This is a genomic window from Thiomonas arsenitoxydans (genome assembly GCF_000253115.1).
GTDB lineage: Bacteria > Pseudomonadota > Gammaproteobacteria > Burkholderiales > Burkholderiaceae_C > Thiomonas > Thiomonas arsenitoxydans.
In genome coordinates this window covers 2,979,400-2,995,689 of the sequence record NC_014145.1, presented here as the reverse complement: position 1 = coordinate 2,995,689, position 16,290 = coordinate 2,979,400, and the positions used below count along the sequence as shown (strand labels likewise).

The window sequence follows — 16,290 nt, the reverse complement described above, 5'->3', positions numbered from 1 at the left end:
TCGCGTTGAACAACCTGGGGCTTGGATCCGAGGGTTCGCGCGAGGATCGGCGCCTTCACGTCCAGCGTCTTCACCTCCAGCACATCCACCTGCTGGCGCATCACGGACACTCCACCGGCTTCACCGCGCGTTCAGCCCGGCGCACGCGCACCGTCCCGTCCTTGCCGACCTCCCAGGCCAAGGTATCCCCGGCTTCGACCCCGAGAGCCTTGAGGATCTCCGGCGGAATCCCAATCCCGCGGTGCTGGTTGCGGCGCTGGTTCTCCTGCTGCGCCTGCTCCGCCAGGCGCAGCACGAACAGCACGCTCCCCAAGGTGCAGAGTATGGCCACCGCGGCAGTGACATACACCCCCGTCATGAACGACATCATCCTTCTCCTTCAGGTTCGAACGGCAAGTTGGATGCTCTGGTGCTGCAGGGCTGGGATGCGTTCATGCGGTCGTTGTCGTCGTCCGCGGCTCCTGCCATCTGCCATCTGCCACCTGCCATTTGCCACCAAAATCTCCATTGCTTTCTCCTCGGATGCCCACCGGGACATCTCCAGAACCATCATCCCGCACGAACGTGGTTTCGCAAGTCGGCAAGACGGGCATGCCCACTACTCGATAGCCGACAGACTTCAGACGCTTGCCACCCAGAGCGTCTTGCCGCTGAGGCGGCATAGAGCGCGGATGCGCCCCTCGCGTTCGAGCTTGACGCCGAGTGCCGCACTGATGGGCAGACGCTGGTGCTCGGCGATCAAGGTGTAGCGGCGGCCGGCGTGGTGGGACTCTTCGAGCGTCGCGCCCTGGGCGACGAGTTGGACGAGCAGGGGGTAGAGGCGTTCTTCGCGCATGGGAATCTCCTGAAGGCGTTGGACATTGCGGACGCACGAAGGGTGTGCGTGGCTCCAAGCTCGGGACCGCAGGGAGCGGTCGATTCAGGATCTGCGCGGGTGAGAAGGGCCTTTAAAACGTGAAGATGGACGGGAAGAGGCTTGAATCGTACCGGCGTTTGCGGTGTGCGCAAGTCGAGGGCATACCCTGTCCCCGCCCTCACACAAACCCCATGGTTCCAGCTCCCACCCCACCCGGCTTGAAGCCGCATTCCGTTCGCAGCGCGATGACGAAGTCCTGCGCGCTACGCAGGGGCTGCAATCGATGCCGCCGCGCCACCGTGGCGAAGTCCCCCGGCGTCAGCGACGCCAGCGACCGCAAGCCTTGCCGCAGCCCTTCTTCCGGCACGCCAAGTCCCAGGGCCGCGCAATGACTGCCCAGCAAAGCCCAGGCCTGCTCCGGCCGCAAGGCCCGGAACTGCAGCTTCAGATCAAAGCGCCGCAGCGCCGCCGGGTCCAGCCCCTCCAGGCGATTGGTCGTGGCGATGAACACGCCGGGGAAGCTCTCCATCTGCGTCAACAACTCGTTCACCAGCGTCACCTCCCAGGCCTGCGCCGCGCCGCGCCGATCCTGCAGCAGTCCATCGATCTCATCGATCAGCAGCACCGCCCCGTCCTCCTGCGCGTCATGGAAGGCCCGCGCCACCAGCCGTTCACTCGCCCCCAGCCACTTGGCGAGCAGGTCCGACGCCCGCCAGAGCTGCAGCGGTCGCCCCAGTTGCTCCGCCAGCCAGCGCGCGTACGCTGACTTGCCCGTGCCGGGCAGGCCGTAGAGGCACAGCCTGACGCCGCCGGTGTGGGAGGCGTGGGCGATGCCCTGGGCAATGGCCTGTAAATCCACGTCGGCATGGACCAGCCGCGGATCGTAGGTGCAAGGCAAACGCTGGGGATCGCAGGCCATGACGGCAGTGTGGCCCTGGGCCCGCAGGGTGTGATTGACCAGGGCGAGCAAAGCCGCATCGCGTTGCGCGGGATCCAGCCCTGCGCCGACCTGCCGCACCACATCCGCCGCCCGGGTCAGCACGGCTGGCGCCAGCACCGCGCTGGCCGCCAGGGCCGCCAGGGTCTCGGCCCCCACCAGCGCCCCCACAGTGGCCCGGGCGATGGAGTCGCGCACCTGTCGTGGCGGCACCGGAAGCTCCAGCACCAGATCAAACCGCCGGATCAGCGCGGCGTCCATCTCCCCCACGGCGTTCGTCACCCAGAAGGTGGGCACCGGGTTGGTCTCCAGCGCCCGGTGCAGCCAGCCCTTGCGGTGCTTGCCCGGGTTGGGACTGTGCAGGGCGAACAGGCCCGTGACGTCGCCCTCGGTCTGGCTGGTGAACACATCCTCGATCTCGTCGAACAGGATCAGCGCCCGACGCCGCGCCAGGAAGCGCTGCGCCGCCCGCCAGGCCCGCAGCCGCTGCTCCCCGCCGATCGGATCGCCGTCCTCGTCCGCCGCGCTCACCTCCAGCAACTCACAATCCAGGACCGCGGCCAGCGTGCGGCATAGTTCGGTCTTGCCCGTGCCCGGCGGGCCGTAGAGCAGGACATTGGTGCCACGCTTGCTGCCTCCCGCCGAGTGGTGACCCAGGGCCGACGCCAGATAGGTGCGCAGCAGCGTCCGGCTCAGCCCCAGATGCGGGTAATCGTCCAGGGTGAGGCGCGCCGGAGCACTGGAGGCGACTGCCCCACGCAGCAGCGCCAGCGGCTCGGTGTCCGGCGCCAGCATGGCCTCGGCAAAGGACGCCGAGAACAGTTCCAGCCGGGTGGACAACGTGCCCTGGCCCGCCCGCCTCAGACTCAGCAGTCCACTGTGGGCCAGCACCCCCGCCGGCGCCAGCGCCCGCTTCACCGCGACTTCGGGCAGGTCCAGCAACGTCGCCAGCACCCCGATGGCCTTCGCCGGGGTCAACGGTCCCAGGGTGTCGGCGGCGTCCTCGAACAGCCGCAGCGCCTGCAACAGACAGGCACAGCCCAGCAGCCGGCAGTCCACGGCCGAGAGCTGCACCAGGGCCGCCAGGCGTGCCAGGTTCTCCTCCAGCGCGACCGGCAGCGCGAACGCGTCGGCCTGTGCCTCCAGCGCCTGCCAGTCGGATTCGAGCACGCGGCGGATCGCGACCAGGCCGGCGGCGTCCGTGCCGCCCTCCCGCAGAGCGTGGGGCACGCCCAGCGTGGCAAGCAGACCGGACACGCCCTGGCCGTCATGCAGGAGCTGGCGCAGCCCTCCCAGCGGCAGCAGGATGCGCAGCAGCCACAGGCGCACCAGGGGGACTGGCGGCTCGGGCACAGGCGAGCGCGTGGGGGTGTCGTTCAGGGCGTCGAGCAGGCGTTGATGGCGTGGCATGGTTCAGCGTGGCATTGGAGGGGGATGGATGTGATGGATGAGCGCCTCGAGTCAGCGCGCGGCGTCCGGGGGCGCTTGAACGGCCGCGGCGGCTTCGGCTTCGGCTGTTTCGGTCGCATCCAGGCTCAGGCCCAAGGCCAGGCCCACATGGTGGTCGTAGCGGGTGGGCAGCCACATCGCCAGCCCCAGCGCCGTGCCCAGCAGCCAGGGCAGGGCGCGACAGCCGTGCGCAGGCTGGTGGGCCAGGACCCAGCCCACGCCCCGAGCCAGTCCCCAGGCCAGACCCGCCAGCAGCGCCACCGTCGTCCAGGCCCAGCGCCGGGCGCACCGCCAGTGCCGCAGGACCTCGCCTCCCAGGGCTTCGGGCCGCAGTCGCTTCAGGGTGGAGGCCAGGGGCAGGGCCTGCAGATCATGGCCGCTGGCACGGAACACCGACTTGCGCCAGGCATCGCCTCGGCCGAGGTGCAGGATGCCGCGGCCATACAGCCCGACCAGGGCGAACGCCAGCAGCAGGAATGCCCGGCTCATCCCGGGTGCATGGGAGAGCAGGGTCGCACTGCCCAGGGCCGCAGCCAGGATCAGCCAGGGGGCGAACAAGGTGGTGACGCCCAGGGCGGCGGCAAGACGCAGGCCGGCCATGCGACGGGCCCCCCTGGGAGATTGGCCACGGCGTGCAAAGCGGCGTTGCAGCTCCAGGCGGACGCGATGACCAGCCGGGGAGTCGGTCCAGCACAGCACGAGCAGGATGTCGCGCAGGGCGGTCAGGCGGCGGCACAGCCGCGATGGGGGTGACGAGGATGCGGGTTGCGCTGCGGGTTGGATGGGCATCGTGGGCGCTCCGGGATGAGGATGCCAACCATCTCATCACAGGACGGCGCCGATGCAAGTCGACGCAAGCCGGCGCGTGGACGGGAAACGTCGTCAGCCGATGCGTCGGCGACCTGGGCAGGCCCATGCGGCTGGCCATCCGCGGAAGGCTCGGGATCTGCCCGGGCTGGGCTCAGCGCGTAGGCTATATATTCGACCGTAGCGATGGACGCGAAGCTGCTGCTCTACGAGTCGGGGTTCAAAGAGCGGCTCGGTTCAACGCAGGTGCCAGGGCGGATCGCAACCGATCCACGATGACAGGCAGGGGCTCGGGGGTAAGCGCGTTCTTCTTGAAGAACGCCAGCCACAGCGACGCCCGCGAGGAATCGAGTGCGAATTCCTCCGACAGCCCAATCGGCAGCGCATCGGGCACAGCCATGCCGCGCCGATCAAAGGTGGCCTTGATCGCTTTGGCCAGCAAATCGATGTCCAGGGTTTCTCGTTCCAGCAGAACCGACAGATCGAAGTAGTCCTTCAGGCGGCTGTTGGTCATGCCCAACAGGGCGATAGCGTGGAGTTTTTCTGCAATGACCGTGTACGTCGGGTAGGCCCGCAGCCGGGGAGCGGGCAGATCGTCCAACAGCACTGGATAGACCGAATCCACCGGAGCGGGCGTGACGACATCGCCGAAGCCGACATCGATCTGCGTCTTGCAGCGCGCCTTGGCCAGCTCGCCAGCGATGATCACCCGGACGCCGCCGTAGCCTGCCTCCTTACGGATTTCCTCGACCGTGACCGAGGTTGGGTCAAATACGATGCCGTCGTCAGCAGCCACGGCGGCGATGTCGCGGAAAGTCTCAGCGACCGAAGCCAGATCGCTCGCGCCGAAACCAAGCAGATCGGCGTCGCGCGTGGCCCGGTGCGGCATGTCGTACCAGAGTGTGAAGAGCAGCGCGCCTTTGAGCAGAAAGCGATCGGCGTGCCGCGATTGAGTCAGGCGGTAGAGGATGCGTTCCAGCGCGAAGCGCACCAGCACCTGATTGAAATCGACGCCCTGCGCTTTGGCGACGTTGAGCAGGCGCGCACGGACGGACGCGGCGACACTCGCCTGATTCGTTGGACGCGCCGGGCTCATGCGACGCTCTCCAGATAGGGCCGCATCACGTTGGCTACGCGGCAGATCTTGGCATAGCGCCAGATGTCATCGACCGATGCCTTGTTGCGGGCCCGCGCGTCCTTCAGGGCCTCCAGCGCCACATCCAGGCCGATCTTGTTGCGGTGCTTGAAGCAGTCCGCCACGGTCTTTGCAATACCGTACACCCGGAGCTTGACGCCATCGCGTTCAATTTCCTCGACGCCTGCCGTGTAAGCGTCGCCCGTGAACTGCACCATCTTGATCGGCGGATGGTCGAACCGTGGGGCATGGCTGCCGCGCGGCATGGCGATCCAGACCTGGCGCGGCAGTTGGGTGGTCAGTTCGTGGAACTGCAGCGCGGTGAGCAGGCAGAACACGGCTTGCGGCACCTTGGTGGCGACGGTCACGAGACTCTCAAATTCCGACCCGTTGGAGTCCGTCAGACGGTACAGGCCACGCCCAATCTTTTCCAGCAGGCCAGCGGCGGTCAGGCGCGTCAGGACGACCCGGGGCGCATCGATGGCGTCCAGATCGCTGGCGCGCAGCATCCCCTTCTGGCTGGCCAGAACGAGGACGCGCTGAGTGTGTGTGTCGGGGAGCATGGCTGGAGTATGTTCCGTTTATTCGTCGAATGCAATCGTTCGACGAAAAATAGGAGCATGCCCGCGATGACGGGCTGGCTCGTCGGCGCAGGCACTTTCAGTCCGCCTTGAGCCGATCCGCCATCGTCTCGGCGCTTTCGTTGTAATAGATTTGCAGCATGCGAAGATCCTTGTGCCCGATCATCCTCGCCAGATCGAGAATGGGGAGTTTCTTGGCTAGCCGGGTGACAGCGGTATGCCGCAGATCGTGGAAATGCAGATCCTCGATCATGGCGAGCTTCTTCGCTTTGCGCCACAGCGAATCAATCTGCGATGTATTCAGATCAAAAACTCTGGCCGTGAGGTCGACCGGATCCGGTTTGAGCCCAGACAACACGGTTTGCGCTACGGGTGAGAGCGGAACACGGCGTGTTGCTGCGGCAGTCTTGCCTGAACGGACCGTCACGACGGTCGGAGCGACGTCGGCCCAGGTCAACTTGGCAATTTCGCCGACACGCATGCCCGTCTCGACAGCGAACACCGCAGCGGCTCCAATGCGCTCCGAAATCGTGGATGGGCGCTGTCCGGGCTGATAGCTGAGCGCAAAGAGGATGCGATCCAGTTCCGCCTCGGTTGCCAAGCGATCTCTTGGCGGGGTTGGGGGAGGGCGCCGCACCCCAGTAAACGGGTTTTCGGCCAGCCAATGCCACTCCTTGACGGCCAGACTGCAGGCGTGCGACAGCAGGTTCCACTCGCGCTGCACCGATGCTGGGCTGACTTGCTTCAATCGCCGGTCTCTCCATGCGGCGACAGCCGGTTGCGCCAGGCGCACCAGCGGAACCTCGGCAATCGCATCTCGCAATGTCAGATTGATGCGCGTGACCTCCCAGCGCTTGCCGCGCTTGTATTCGCTGACATCATCTCGATAGCGTTCGAGCAGTTTGGCAAACGTCGCCCCAGCGGGGGCGGCTGAGCCACCGGTAACACCAGCGCCGATTTCCCGCTCAACTTGTTCGACCCATACATAAGCCGCAGCCTTCGTATCGAAGGTTGCCGACCGGCTCGCGCCATTGCGCCTGACTTGCGCCCGAAAAGTCTTGCCGCGTTTGACGACCGTTCCCATTCCCGTTCCCCTTCCGCTTGGTGCAGCACCTGGTGCAAATTTGGTGCAAATGGTATGGGAAACGGCGACAAACGGTGGCGCTTGATGCCGATTTTCGGCAAGAAAAAAGCCACGCAACTCATTGAATTACGGGGCTTTATGGGGTTAAGCGGTGTTTAATGAAACATGTTCGTGGTGCCGGTGTAGGGCACCTTGCGGCCAGTCTCATGGAAGTCGAACACCTTGATGCGGCTTTTTGAGGTGTTGAAAATTCCGTAGTTTTCATACGAGCAGGCCATCTCGCATTGCAGGCAACCCGTGCACTTGTCAGGGTCGATATGCAGGGACTTTTGCATCTTGCATCTCCTCGATTGTTATGGACATCTGAGCCACTTGACCGCGCTGCACGCCCGGTACTTGCGGCGAACGGGCCTGATGCGGCTTTGACCAACGCAATATAGGCCGTGGTTTTGATGGGTGAAAGCGGGCGAAATGCTTTGCCCGACTAGGGCACTCGGGTATGTGCCGGAGCGTTATCCACCTGCTGTGCAACGGGAGAAACCGCGAAGCTCGCGGCGGGCTTTTGCGCCCGAATTCACGCGGCCATCACCCGCCGCGCCAGATGGGTCAAAGGCCGCTCGATCAAATGCTCCATACGGTGCGGCAGCGCCAGCGGCTTGAGCAGCATCTTCACCGCCTGCTCCATCGGAAGCCGCGCGCCCACATGGTGGTACAGGCGTTGGCAGATATGCTCGAAGGGTACATCGCCGACTGCATCGAAGTGGGGCTGGAACAGCCAGACGTGACGCAGCGCGATGTCGGAGTCGCTGGTGCGCAGTTCAGCCAGCCGACGCTTGAGCGCGCCGAGAATGCGTGCGCGCGACAGATTGCGCTCGGCGTTGATCTCTTTGAAGTAGCGGTAAAAGTGCTTGTAGTGCTGCACCTCGTCGACACGAATGTGCTCAGCCAGTTCGTTGAGAACCGGCTCGCAAGTGAAGTCGCGCAGGGTCTGGTAGTAAGTGGCCGTGCCGGTTTCCACCACACAACGGGCCACGAGCTCCAGTGCGCGGTCGTCTTCAAGTTCTTCGACGGTGCACAGGCGCGAGTATTCGCTGAAAAAAGAAGCGTAGGCTGCCTCCCAGTCGAACTCGGGCCAGACGGTCTGCACATAGGTCTTGAGCGCGCGGCCGTGCTGCAGTTCTTCCGGTTCCCACTGATGCTGCAGCCAGTCGGAAATAGCGGGATAGGCGTCGAAATGTTCGACCAGATTACGGGTGTAGGTTTCCGAGCCCGACTCGACAAAAGAAGCGCTGGCCAGCAGATAGAACAGTTCGACGTTGTCGTGAACCGACTCGGTGCGGATACGCGGGTAATCGATCCAGTCCAGCGTCCAGTGCGGTTGATGGTCTGACGCGCTTCGGCCGGGGGATGGGGATGTTGGAGTGGCGCGGTTCATAAGATGACTTTCTACCCTGTCCTGCTTCAAGCATAGACTGAAAATTCGACATCACAGTTCCTCATCCGCCTCCCAACCCGTCTAAACTTGTCACAAGGCATGACCTCTTCACATTGGCACAAGGAGCCCTTCATGAAGTCCCAAAAAACCCTGGCAGTCGTTCTCTCCGCCAGCCTCGTCGCGCTGTCGCTGGGCGGCTGCGCGAACATGAATGAGTCGCAGAAAACCACCGCCTCCGGTGCGGGCATCGGCGCCGCTGCCGGGGCTGTGATCGGCGCGTTGACGGCGGGTGGCAACACCGGCAAGAGCGCCGCAACTGGCGCGGTAGCGGGTGCGGCAGTGGGCGCCTTGGGCGGCTATTTGTGGAACCAGCATCTGGAGAAGCAGAAGCAGGATTTGCAGGCTCAGGCGCAGGCCTCGGGGACGGGCGTGCAGGTCACGCAGACGCAGGACAATCGTCTCAAGATGAACGTGCCGGCCGATGCAGGCTTTGCCACGGGCAGCGCGCAGCTCAACCCGCGCATGTATCCCATTCTGGAAAGCTTGGCCACCGGCCTGAATCAGAACCCTTCTGAAACCGTGCAGGTGTTCGGTTTCACCGACAACACGGGAACCGACGCGATCAACTACCCGCTTTCTGAAAACCGCGCGCTGACAGTAAAGAATTTCCTGGTGTCGCGCGGCGTGGCGCCGCAGCGCGTCACCACCCAGGGACTGGGCCCGCAAAACCCGGTGGCGAGCAACGCCACGGCACAGGGCCGCGCCGCCAACCGGCGTGTGGAAATTTATGTGGCCATGCCAGCCCAGCGCTGAGACGGTGCCTCACTGTGTGGTGCTCCCCTAGCAGCGCTGCACTTCAGGCGGCGAGGGCCATGGGTTCCGGTATCGGGCGCTCCAGCAGTTCCACGGTTTTGCACAACGCGTCGAAACACTGGGGGTCGAGCGCGGTGCCCACGGTCTTGGACATGATCTGCAGGGTTTCCGGGATGGGCACGGCGCCGCGGTAGGGCCGGTCGGCGGAAATGGCGTCGAAGATGTCGGCGGTGGTGATGATGCGGGTTTCCAGAGCAATGTGTTCCGCGGTAAGGCGGCGCGGGTAGCCGGTGCCGTCGAGCCGCTCGTGATGCGCGGCGCTGACGCGGGCCAGCTCGGAGAAGGCGCTGATCCGTCCCAGAATGCGCTCGGTGTAGGTGGCATGCATCTGCACGGCCTGCCATTCGGCCGCGTCGAGTTTTCCGGCCTTGTCGAGTATCGCATTGCTCACGCCGAGCTTGCCCACGTCGTGCAGCAGCGCGCCGCGGTACAGCCAGCGGCGTCGCTCGGGCGCGAAATCAAGCTGGGTGGCGATGTGGTCAGCGTAGAGCGCCACGCGGGCGCTGTGTCCGGCGGTGTAGGGGCTTTTGGCATCGACAATCTGACCGAAGGCGGCGGCGATTTCGTCGAGATAGTCTTCGTCCAGCGGCACGCAGCATTGCGCGGGCTCCAGCGCGAGAACCTGGTGGTCGAGATCGGGGGCGCGCAGCGTCTGCCAGAAGCCTTCGCGCTCCGAGAGGGCGAGAAAGGCATCGACCAGTTCAGGGTCGAACCAGCCGCCTCGCCGACGGCGGATTTCCTCGCGCGCCTCGGCCGGGCCGCTGGCGGTGAAAAACACATCGACCACCTGCGACAGCAAGGCCAGCCGGGCGTAGAGCGGAATGTGCTCGCCCGTCAGACCTTCGGGTTTGCCGCTGCCATCCCAATGTTCATCCAGTCCGTGGATGCCTTGGGCGACGTTTTCGGGAAAGCGCAGTTGCCGCGCAATGTCGGCGCCGCGCTGGCAGCGGGTCTGAATGAGTTCCTGCGCGATGTCACTGCCATTGCGAAAGATGTTGAGCGTGGCGCGAAAGCGCTCGGCCAGGCCGCTGCGCAGACCCGTGTGATCGAGCACGAAGCGCAGCACATGCGGCAGGCTGCCGTCGAGCAGCTTGAAGTCGCGCTTGAATTGCAGATCGTCGGCGAGGTAGAGCTCGCAGATGCGCGCGGCATTGCTGCTGCAGCCCAGGTCTTTGAGCAGCAGGGTGTAGTACAGCTCCCATTGCTGCGGAGCGGGCAGGCCGATTTCTCGACCGACCGACATGCCGATCCAGGCGCAGCGCACGCAGTGGCCTTCGGGCTGGCCCTCGGTCATGTCGAGCGCGTGACTGAGGGCGCTCATCAGTTCGGCGAGTTTGAGATTTTCCATGCGGGCAGCATAGAAGCCAGGGATTTCCCGAGTTTGTTGTGTTGCACCATCTGATCGGCGCTTGCGTGAAATTTGTCACGAAAATGCCCTGAGCGTTGTTCTCATATGGAAATAACAGCCTCCCTACAATGACGGTTTATCTCCCCCGCTCCGCCTGCCGGACGCCGCTGCGATGAACGCCCCCGCTTCACACGCTCCTGAATTGATGCCCGCCTTGGGCGCAGACGCGGCCGATGCCGCCCCCCGCCTGCGCGAAATTCCGTACAACTACACCTCCTTCTCCGACCGCGAGGTGGTCATGCGCCTGCTGGGCAGAGAAGCCTGGGACTGGCTCAACCAGTTGCGGCAGGAACGTCGCACCGGGCGTTCAGCGCGCATGTTGTACGAAGTGCTGGGCGACATCTGGGTGGTGCAGCGCAACCCGTTTTTGCAGGACGATTTGTTGCAGAGCCGCAAACGGCGTGCCGCGCTGATCGGTGCGCTCGAACACCGCCTGCGCGAAATCGACCGCCGCCGCGACGACAGCGCGCACAGTGGCAACTCGGACGCGCAGCGCGACGCCTTGGTGCGTCAGTTGCTCGACCGCGCCCGTGGGGCCGTGGCCGCCTTCGCCGCCTGGTTCGACGAGGCCGCGGCGCTGCGCCAGCGCGCCCGCAAGGTGCTGGGGCGGCACAGCGCGCAAGGCGCGATTCGCTTCGACGGCATGGCGCGGGTGTCGCACGTGACCGACGCCACCGACTGGCGGGTGGAATATCCCTTCGTCGTGCTCTGTCCCGACAGCGAGGACGAGATTGCCGGCTTGGTGCAAGGCTGCATCGAGCTCGGGCTGACCATCATCCCGCGCGGAGGCGGCACCGGCTACACCGGCGGCGCGATTCCGCTGGTGTGGAAGAGCGCGGTGATCAATACCGAAAAGCTCGACCGCATCGGCGCGGTCGAATACCTCGAACTGCCCGGCGTGGCCCATCCCGTGCCCACCATCCAGACCCCGGCCGGGGTGGTGACGCAGCGCGTTTCCGACGCGGCCGACGCCGCTGGACTGGTGTTCGCCGTCGATCCCACCTCGGCCGACGCCTCCTGCGTGGGCGGCAATGTGGCGATGAATGCGGGCGGCAAAAAAGCCGTGCTTTGGGGTACGGCCATCGACAACCTCGCGTCCTGGCGCATGGTCGATCCGCAGGGCCGCTGGGTGGAGGTGCAGCGGCTCGACCACAACCTGGGCAAGATTCACGATGTGGATGTGGCGCGCTTCGAGGTGCGCACCTTAGCGGCCGACGGCGTGACCTTGCTGGAGCAGCGGCTGCTGGAAATTCCCGGCGCGCGCTTCCGCAAAGAGGGTCTGGGCAAGGACGTGACCGACAAATTCCTCGCCGGCCTGCCGGGCGTGCAAAAGGAAGGTTGCGATGGCATCATCACCAGCGCCCGCTGGGTGCTGCACAAAATGCCGCCGCATGTGCGCACCGTCTGCCTGGAATTTTTCGGCCAGGCGCGCGAGGCCATTCCCAGCATTGTCGAGATCAAGACCTTTCTCGACGCGCGGCCGGGCGGCGCCATTCTGGCGGGCCTGGAGCATCTGGACGACCGGTACCTGAAGGCCGTGGGCTACGCCACCAAGAGCGCGCGCGGCACCCTGCCCAAGATGGTGCTGTTCGGCGACATCGTCGGCGAAGATGAAGCCGCCGTGGCCCGCGCCGCCTCTGAAGTGGTGCGCATGGCCAATGCGCGGGTGGGCGAAGGCTTCATCGCGGTGAGTGCCGAAGCGCGCAAGAAGTTCTGGCTCGACCGCAAGCGCACCGCAGCCATCGCCCGCCACACCAACGCCTTCAAGATCAATGAAGACGTGGTGATTCCACTGCCGCGCATGGGCGAATATGTCGATGGCATCGAACACATCAACGTCGAGCTGTCGCTGAAAAACAAGCTGGCGCTGGTGGCCGAGATCGACCGGACGCTGCGCGGCACGCTGCCGCTGGCGCGCAACGAAGAGCTGGCCGATGGCGAGCCTGCGCTGTCCAAGGAAGACCTGGAGGCCAAGCGCGCCCAGGCGCTGGAACTGCTGGCGGCAGTGCATGCGCGGTGGTCGTTCTATCTCGACCAGCTCGACAGGCCTTTGGCGGAACTGCCCGATGCACAGCGCGCGCTGTTGTCTGCATCACCTGCATTGCTGGCGCTGCCTGCGGGTGCAAGTGCCGAAGACCGCACGCTGTTCCACCTGCTGCAGGATCATTCCCTGCGCGCCTCTTGGAAGGCCGAGTTGCGCAAGCCTTTGGCGGCGGTGTTCTCCGGCGGCTTGTTCGAGCCGCTGCGCCGCGAGATCGATGCCATTCATCAGCGCGTGCTCAAGAGCCGCGCCTGGGTGGCGCTGCACATGCACGCGGGCGACGGCAATGTGCATACCAATATCCCGGTCAACTCCGACGACTATTCGATGCTGCAGCAGGCGCACGACGCGGTGGCCCGCATCATGGCGCTGGCGCGCAGCCTGGGCGGGGTGATCTCGGGCGAGCACGGCATCGGCATCACCAAGCTGGAGTTTCTCACTGAGGCCGAGATCGGCGCTTTCCGCGCCTACAAGCGCGAAGTCGATCCCGAAGGGCGTTTCAACAAGGGCAAGCTGCTCGACGATCCGGCGTATCCCGCTGATCTGCGCAACGCCTACACGCCCAGCTTCAACCTGATGGGGCACGAGTCGCTCATCATGCAGCAAAGCGACATCGGCGCCATCAGCGCCTCGGTGAAGGACTGCCTGCGCTGCGGCAAGTGCAAGAGCGTGTGCGCCACGCATGTGCCGCGCGCCAACCTGCTGTATTCGCCGCGCGACAAGATTCTCGCCACCTCGCTGCTGATCGAGGCCTTCCTGTACGAAGAGCAGACTCGGCGCGGGGTGAGCATCCGGCATTGGGAAGAGTTTGAAGACGTGGCCGACCACTGCACGGTTTGCCACAAGTGCGTGACGCCCTGCCCGGTGGACATCGACTTCGGTGATGTCACCATGAATATGCGCAACCTGCTGCGCAAAATGGGCAAGAAGAGCTTCAAGCCGGGCAACGCGGCGGCGATGTTCTTCCTCAATGCAACCAATCCGCAAACCATCAAGCTGGTGCGCAGCGCCATGGTGGACGTGGGTTTCAAGGCGCAGCGCCTGGCCACGCGCCTGCTCAAACCCGTCGCCCGGGCGCAGACTGCGGCGCCTAAGCTCACGGTGGGCAAGCCGCCGATCCGCGAGCAGGTGATTCACTTCGTCAACAAGCCCATGCCGGGCGGCCTGCCGAAAAAAACCGCGCGCGCGCTGCTCGACATCGAAGACAAGGATTTCGTGCCCATCATCCGCAACCCGCGTGGCACCTCGGTGGACAGCGAGGCGGTGTTCTATTTTCCGGGCTGCGGCTCAGAACGCTTGTTCAGCCAGGTCGGGCTGGCGACGCAGGCCATGCTGTGGCATGCGGGGGTGCAGACCGTGCTGCCGCCGGGCTATCTGTGCTGCGGTTATCCGCAGCGCGGCTCGGGCCAGTTCGACAAGGCGGAGAAGATCATCACCGACAACCGGGTGCTGTTCCACCGCGTGGCCAATACTCTCAACTATCTCGACATCAAGACCGTGGTGGTGAGCTGCGGCACCTGCTACGACCAGTTGCAGGGCTATGAATTCGAGAAGATTTTTCCGGGTTGTCGCATCATCGACATCCACGAATTCCTGCTGGAGAAGGGCTATAGCCTCAGCCCCGGCGGCGCGGCGGGCGAGGTCAAGTACCTCTATCACGACCCCTGCCACAGCCCGATGAAAACGCAGGAGCCGATGAAAACGGTCAAGGCGCTGCTGGGCGACGGCGTGCTCAAGAGCGAGCGCTGCTGCGGCGAGAGCGGCACGTTTGGCATCTCACGGCCCGACATCGCCACCCAGGTGCGTTTTCGCAAGGAAGAAGAGCTGCGCAAGAACGAGCTGTCGCTGCGCGCCGATGGTTTTGCCGGGGACATCAAGATTCTGACTTCTTGTCCGTCCTGCCTGCAGGGGCTCACGCGGTATGGCAACGATCTGCAGCATGGCTTGCTCGAAGCCGACTACATCGTGATCGAAATGGCGCGTCACCTCATCGGCGAAGACTGGATGGCCGACTACGTCAAGGCTGCGAACAACGGCGGCATCGAGCGCGTGCTGGTGTGAGCATGAAGTCTGCTCCCGTGCTGCTGGTGATCGACGTGCAGAACGGTTTTTGCACCGGAGGCGGCCTGCCGGTGCCGGATGGCGAAGCCGTGGTGCCGGTGATCAACCGGCTGGCGGCCAAGTTTTCGCAGGTGGTGTTGACGCAGGACTGGCACCCGCCGGGCCATGCGTCCTTCGCTAGCGCGCATCCGGGGCGGCAGCCTTTCGAGACCATCACTTTGCCCTACGGCCCGCAGGTGCTGTGGCCGGACCATTGCATTCAGGGTACACGCGACGCGGCCCTTCACCCCGATCTGCACATTGCGCACGCTCAGGCAGTCATTCGCAAAGGCTGGCGGGCGGGCATCGACAGTTACTCGGTCTTCATGGAAGCCGACCGCAGCACGCCCACCGGCTTGACGGGCTATCTGCGCGAACTGGACGTGCGCGAACTGGTGTTGTGCGGATTGGCCACGGATTTCTGCGTAGCCTGGAGCGCCTTGGACGCCCGAGCTGCAGGTTTTGAGGTGACCGTGGTGGAAGACGCCTGCCGCGCCATCGATCTCAACGGCTCGCTGGATCAGGCCTGGGCGCAGATGCGCGCCGCCGGGGTGCGGCGCGCAATGTCCACCGCGTTCTGATTAGGGCCTGTTAACGCTATTGATGCCCCCGCGTTGCCCCCAGACGGGGAGGGATGCAAGGCGGAGGTGCGAGGCAAGGCTGGTCGCCTTGCCTCGCACCGACAACGCCGCAGACGCCCCGTCTGGGGGCAACCCTTCGGGCCGGGGGTCTGGGCGGCGCACTGCCACGTTGCAGTCCGCTTGTGGTGCAATACACCACGGCGCGGCCTGCGCCTCGCATTGCCTCCGCCCAGACCCCGGCGCGGGGGCATCAATAGCGTTAACAGGCCCTAGACGTTTTCGCCCGGTGTGAGCGTGGCTGTGGGAGCGGCTGTTGGAGCAGCCTTGGCCCGCGGATGGTGGTGCACCGGCTCGTCTTCATAGCCGCGGATCATGGCCATGATGTGCGCCAGCGGCGTGTGGCCCGTGGTGGTGAGATAGACGTGGATGATGAAAAAAATCAGCATCATGTAAGCGCCGATGGTGTGCGCCCAGGCTACAGTTTGCAGGCTGATGCCCCATTGCTTCCAGATGGGCCAAGCGCCCCAGTCGGCGAAGAACAGCAGCCAGATGCCGCTGATCCAGATGATGGGATTGATCATCAGCTTCACCCATAGATAGGCCAGACGCTGCAGCGGGTTGTGCTTGCGCGCGACGGTCTGGTGATAGGGATGTTCCTCGCCGCGGAACATGCCATAGGCGTAATGCCGCGCGACCAGAAAAATCTTGTCGAAAGTGGGGATGTATTGCTTCCATTCCCCGGTAGTGAAGTGCCAGAAGATGGCGAACACCCACAGGGTCACCAGCGCCCAAGCCGCAAAGGTGTGAATGCGCAGCGCGGTAAGGAACTCCACGCCGAGGTCATACAGGCCGTGGATGCGAAAGCCGGTCAACATCAGCAGGATGATCAGCCCGGCCTGGCTCCAGTGCCAGAAGCGCTCGAACCGCTTGAACAGGATGACGTGTTTTTTGTGTGACATGACGAATTCCTCGAAGTGTCTGTGTGAGGTTGCACTGCGGGCCG

Annotated in this window: 13 protein-coding genes and 1 pseudogene; 3 read left to right on the top strand and 11 right to left on the bottom strand. The window is 64.7% G+C overall.

All coding sequences use genetic code 11. The features are described 5' to 3' along the window. Positions 1-100 precede the first annotated feature (100 nt). The 9 genes and pseudogenes from THI_RS14095 to THI_RS14055 all read right to left on the bottom strand — a co-directional run bounded on the left by THI_RS14095 (position 101) and on the right by THI_RS14055 (position 8,284). On the bottom strand, positions 101-367 hold the full coding sequence (locus THI_RS14095) for an AbrB/MazE/SpoVT family DNA-binding domain-containing protein (RefSeq protein ID WP_013106931.1): 267 nt from the start codon (positions 365-367) through the stop codon (positions 101-103). A 252-nt stretch (positions 368-619) separates the two neighbouring features. Further along, positions 620-835 (bottom strand): hypothetical protein, encoded by a 216-nt coding sequence (locus THI_RS14090; protein WP_013106930.1) that lies wholly within the window; start codon positions 833-835, stop codon positions 620-622. A gap of 199 nt (positions 836-1,034) precedes the next feature. Beyond that, complete coding sequence (locus THI_RS14085; protein ID WP_013106929.1) at positions 1,035-3,203, bottom strand: AAA family ATPase; 2,169 nt, start codon at positions 3,201-3,203, stop codon at positions 1,035-1,037. Positions 3,204-3,254: 51 nt separating this feature from the next. Then, a complete protein-coding gene (locus THI_RS14080) occupies positions 3,255-4,031 on the bottom strand; it encodes a hypothetical protein (protein ID WP_013106928.1) in 777 nt (258 codons plus the stop codon). A gap of 238 nt (positions 4,032-4,269) precedes the next feature. Next, positions 4,270-5,145, bottom strand: coding sequence for a nucleotidyl transferase AbiEii/AbiGii toxin family protein (locus THI_RS14075; protein WP_013106927.1), 876 nt, complete (start codon positions 5,143-5,145; stop codon positions 4,270-4,272). Next, positions 5,142-5,747 carry a type IV toxin-antitoxin system AbiEi family antitoxin domain-containing protein gene (locus tag THI_RS14070; protein WP_013106926.1) on the bottom strand — a complete coding sequence of 202 codons (606 nt, stop codon included), beginning with the start codon at positions 5,745-5,747 and terminating at the stop codon, positions 5,142-5,144. The genes THI_RS14075 and THI_RS14070 overlap by 4 nt, the downstream gene beginning before the upstream one ends. Before the next feature lie 97 nt (positions 5,748-5,844). Then, on the bottom strand, positions 5,845-6,849 hold the full coding sequence (locus tag THI_RS14065) for a tyrosine-type recombinase/integrase (RefSeq protein ID WP_013106925.1): 1,005 nt from the start codon (positions 6,847-6,849) through the stop codon (positions 5,845-5,847). A 173-nt stretch (positions 6,850-7,022) separates the two neighbouring features. Next, positions 7,023-7,184 (bottom strand): annotated as a pseudogene (locus THI_RS14060) (4Fe-4S binding protein); the annotation flags it as partial. Positions 7,185-7,423: 239 nt separating this feature from the next. Continuing rightward, positions 7,424-8,284 (bottom strand): ferritin-like domain-containing protein, encoded by an 861-nt coding sequence (locus tag THI_RS14055; protein ID WP_013106924.1) that lies wholly within the window; start codon positions 8,282-8,284, stop codon positions 7,424-7,426. 132 nt (positions 8,285-8,416) lie between these two features. Between THI_RS14055 and THI_RS14050 the strand changes: the two genes are divergently transcribed. After that, positions 8,417-9,097 carry a YiaD family glycine zipper/OmpA-like lipoprotein gene (locus THI_RS14050; RefSeq protein WP_013106923.1) on the top strand — a complete coding sequence of 227 codons (681 nt, stop codon included), beginning with the start codon at positions 8,417-8,419 and terminating at the stop codon, positions 9,095-9,097. A 43-nt stretch (positions 9,098-9,140) separates the two neighbouring features. Here THI_RS14050 and THI_RS14045 read toward each other — a convergent pair whose 3' ends face one another. Next, entirely contained in the window at positions 9,141-10,505 is a 1,365-nt protein-coding gene (locus THI_RS14045) for an HD-GYP domain-containing protein (protein WP_013106922.1), read from the bottom strand. Positions 10,506-10,677: 172 nt separating this feature from the next. Here THI_RS14045 and THI_RS14040 point away from each other — a divergent pair, with 172 nt between their 5' ends. Next, positions 10,678-14,667: a DUF3683 domain-containing protein gene (locus THI_RS14040; RefSeq protein ID WP_041609022.1), complete on the top strand. Its 3,990-nt coding sequence runs from the start codon at positions 10,678-10,680 to the stop codon at positions 14,665-14,667. 2 nt (positions 14,668-14,669) lie between these two features. Continuing rightward, the gene (gene pncA, locus THI_RS14035; protein ID WP_013106920.1) at positions 14,670-15,287 is read left to right on the top strand and encodes a bifunctional nicotinamidase/pyrazinamidase; all 618 of its coding nucleotides are present in this window, start codon (positions 14,670-14,672) and stop codon (positions 15,285-15,287) included. A 269-nt stretch (positions 15,288-15,556) separates the two neighbouring features. Here pncA and THI_RS14030 read toward each other — a convergent pair whose 3' ends face one another. Beyond that, positions 15,557-16,246 (bottom strand): cytochrome b/b6 domain-containing protein, encoded by a 690-nt coding sequence (locus THI_RS14030; protein ID WP_013106919.1) that lies wholly within the window; start codon positions 16,244-16,246, stop codon positions 15,557-15,559. Between the last annotated feature and the right edge of the window lie 44 nt (positions 16,247-16,290).

Coding starts and splice junctions, on each gene's coding strand:
- THI_RS14095 (WP_013106931.1), bottom strand. CDS start 367: ATGTCGTTCATGACGGGGGTGTATGTCACTGCCGCGGTGGCCATACTC.
- THI_RS14090 (WP_013106930.1), bottom strand. CDS start 835: ATGCGCGAAGAACGCCTCTACCCCCTGCTCGTCCAACTCGTCGCCCAG.
- THI_RS14085 (WP_013106929.1), bottom strand. CDS start 3,203: ATGCCACGCCATCAACGCCTGCTCGACGCCCTGAACGACACCCCCACG.
- THI_RS14080 (WP_013106928.1), bottom strand. CDS start 4,031: ATGCCCATCCAACCCGCAGCGCAACCCGCATCCTCGTCACCCCCATCG.
- THI_RS14075 (WP_013106927.1), bottom strand. CDS start 5,145: ATGAGCCCGGCGCGTCCAACGAATCAGGCGAGTGTCGCCGCGTCCGTC.
- THI_RS14070 (WP_013106926.1), bottom strand. CDS start 5,747: ATGCTCCCCGACACACACACTCAGCGCGTCCTCGTTCTGGCCAGCCAG.
- THI_RS14065 (WP_013106925.1), bottom strand. CDS start 6,849: ATGGGAACGGTCGTCAAACGCGGCAAGACTTTTCGGGCGCAAGTCAGG.
- THI_RS14055 (WP_013106924.1), bottom strand. CDS start 8,284: ATGAACCGCGCCACTCCAACATCCCCATCCCCCGGCCGAAGCGCGTCA.
- THI_RS14050 (WP_013106923.1), top strand. CDS start 8,417: ATGAAGTCCCAAAAAACCCTGGCAGTCGTTCTCTCCGCCAGCCTCGTC.
- THI_RS14045 (WP_013106922.1), bottom strand. CDS start 10,505: ATGGAAAATCTCAAACTCGCCGAACTGATGAGCGCCCTCAGTCACGCG.
- THI_RS14040 (WP_041609022.1), top strand. CDS start 10,678: ATGAACGCCCCCGCTTCACACGCTCCTGAATTGATGCCCGCCTTGGGC.
- pncA (WP_013106920.1), top strand. CDS start 14,670: ATGAAGTCTGCTCCCGTGCTGCTGGTGATCGACGTGCAGAACGGTTTT.
- THI_RS14030 (WP_013106919.1), bottom strand. CDS start 16,246: ATGTCACACAAAAAACACGTCATCCTGTTCAAGCGGTTCGAGCGCTTC.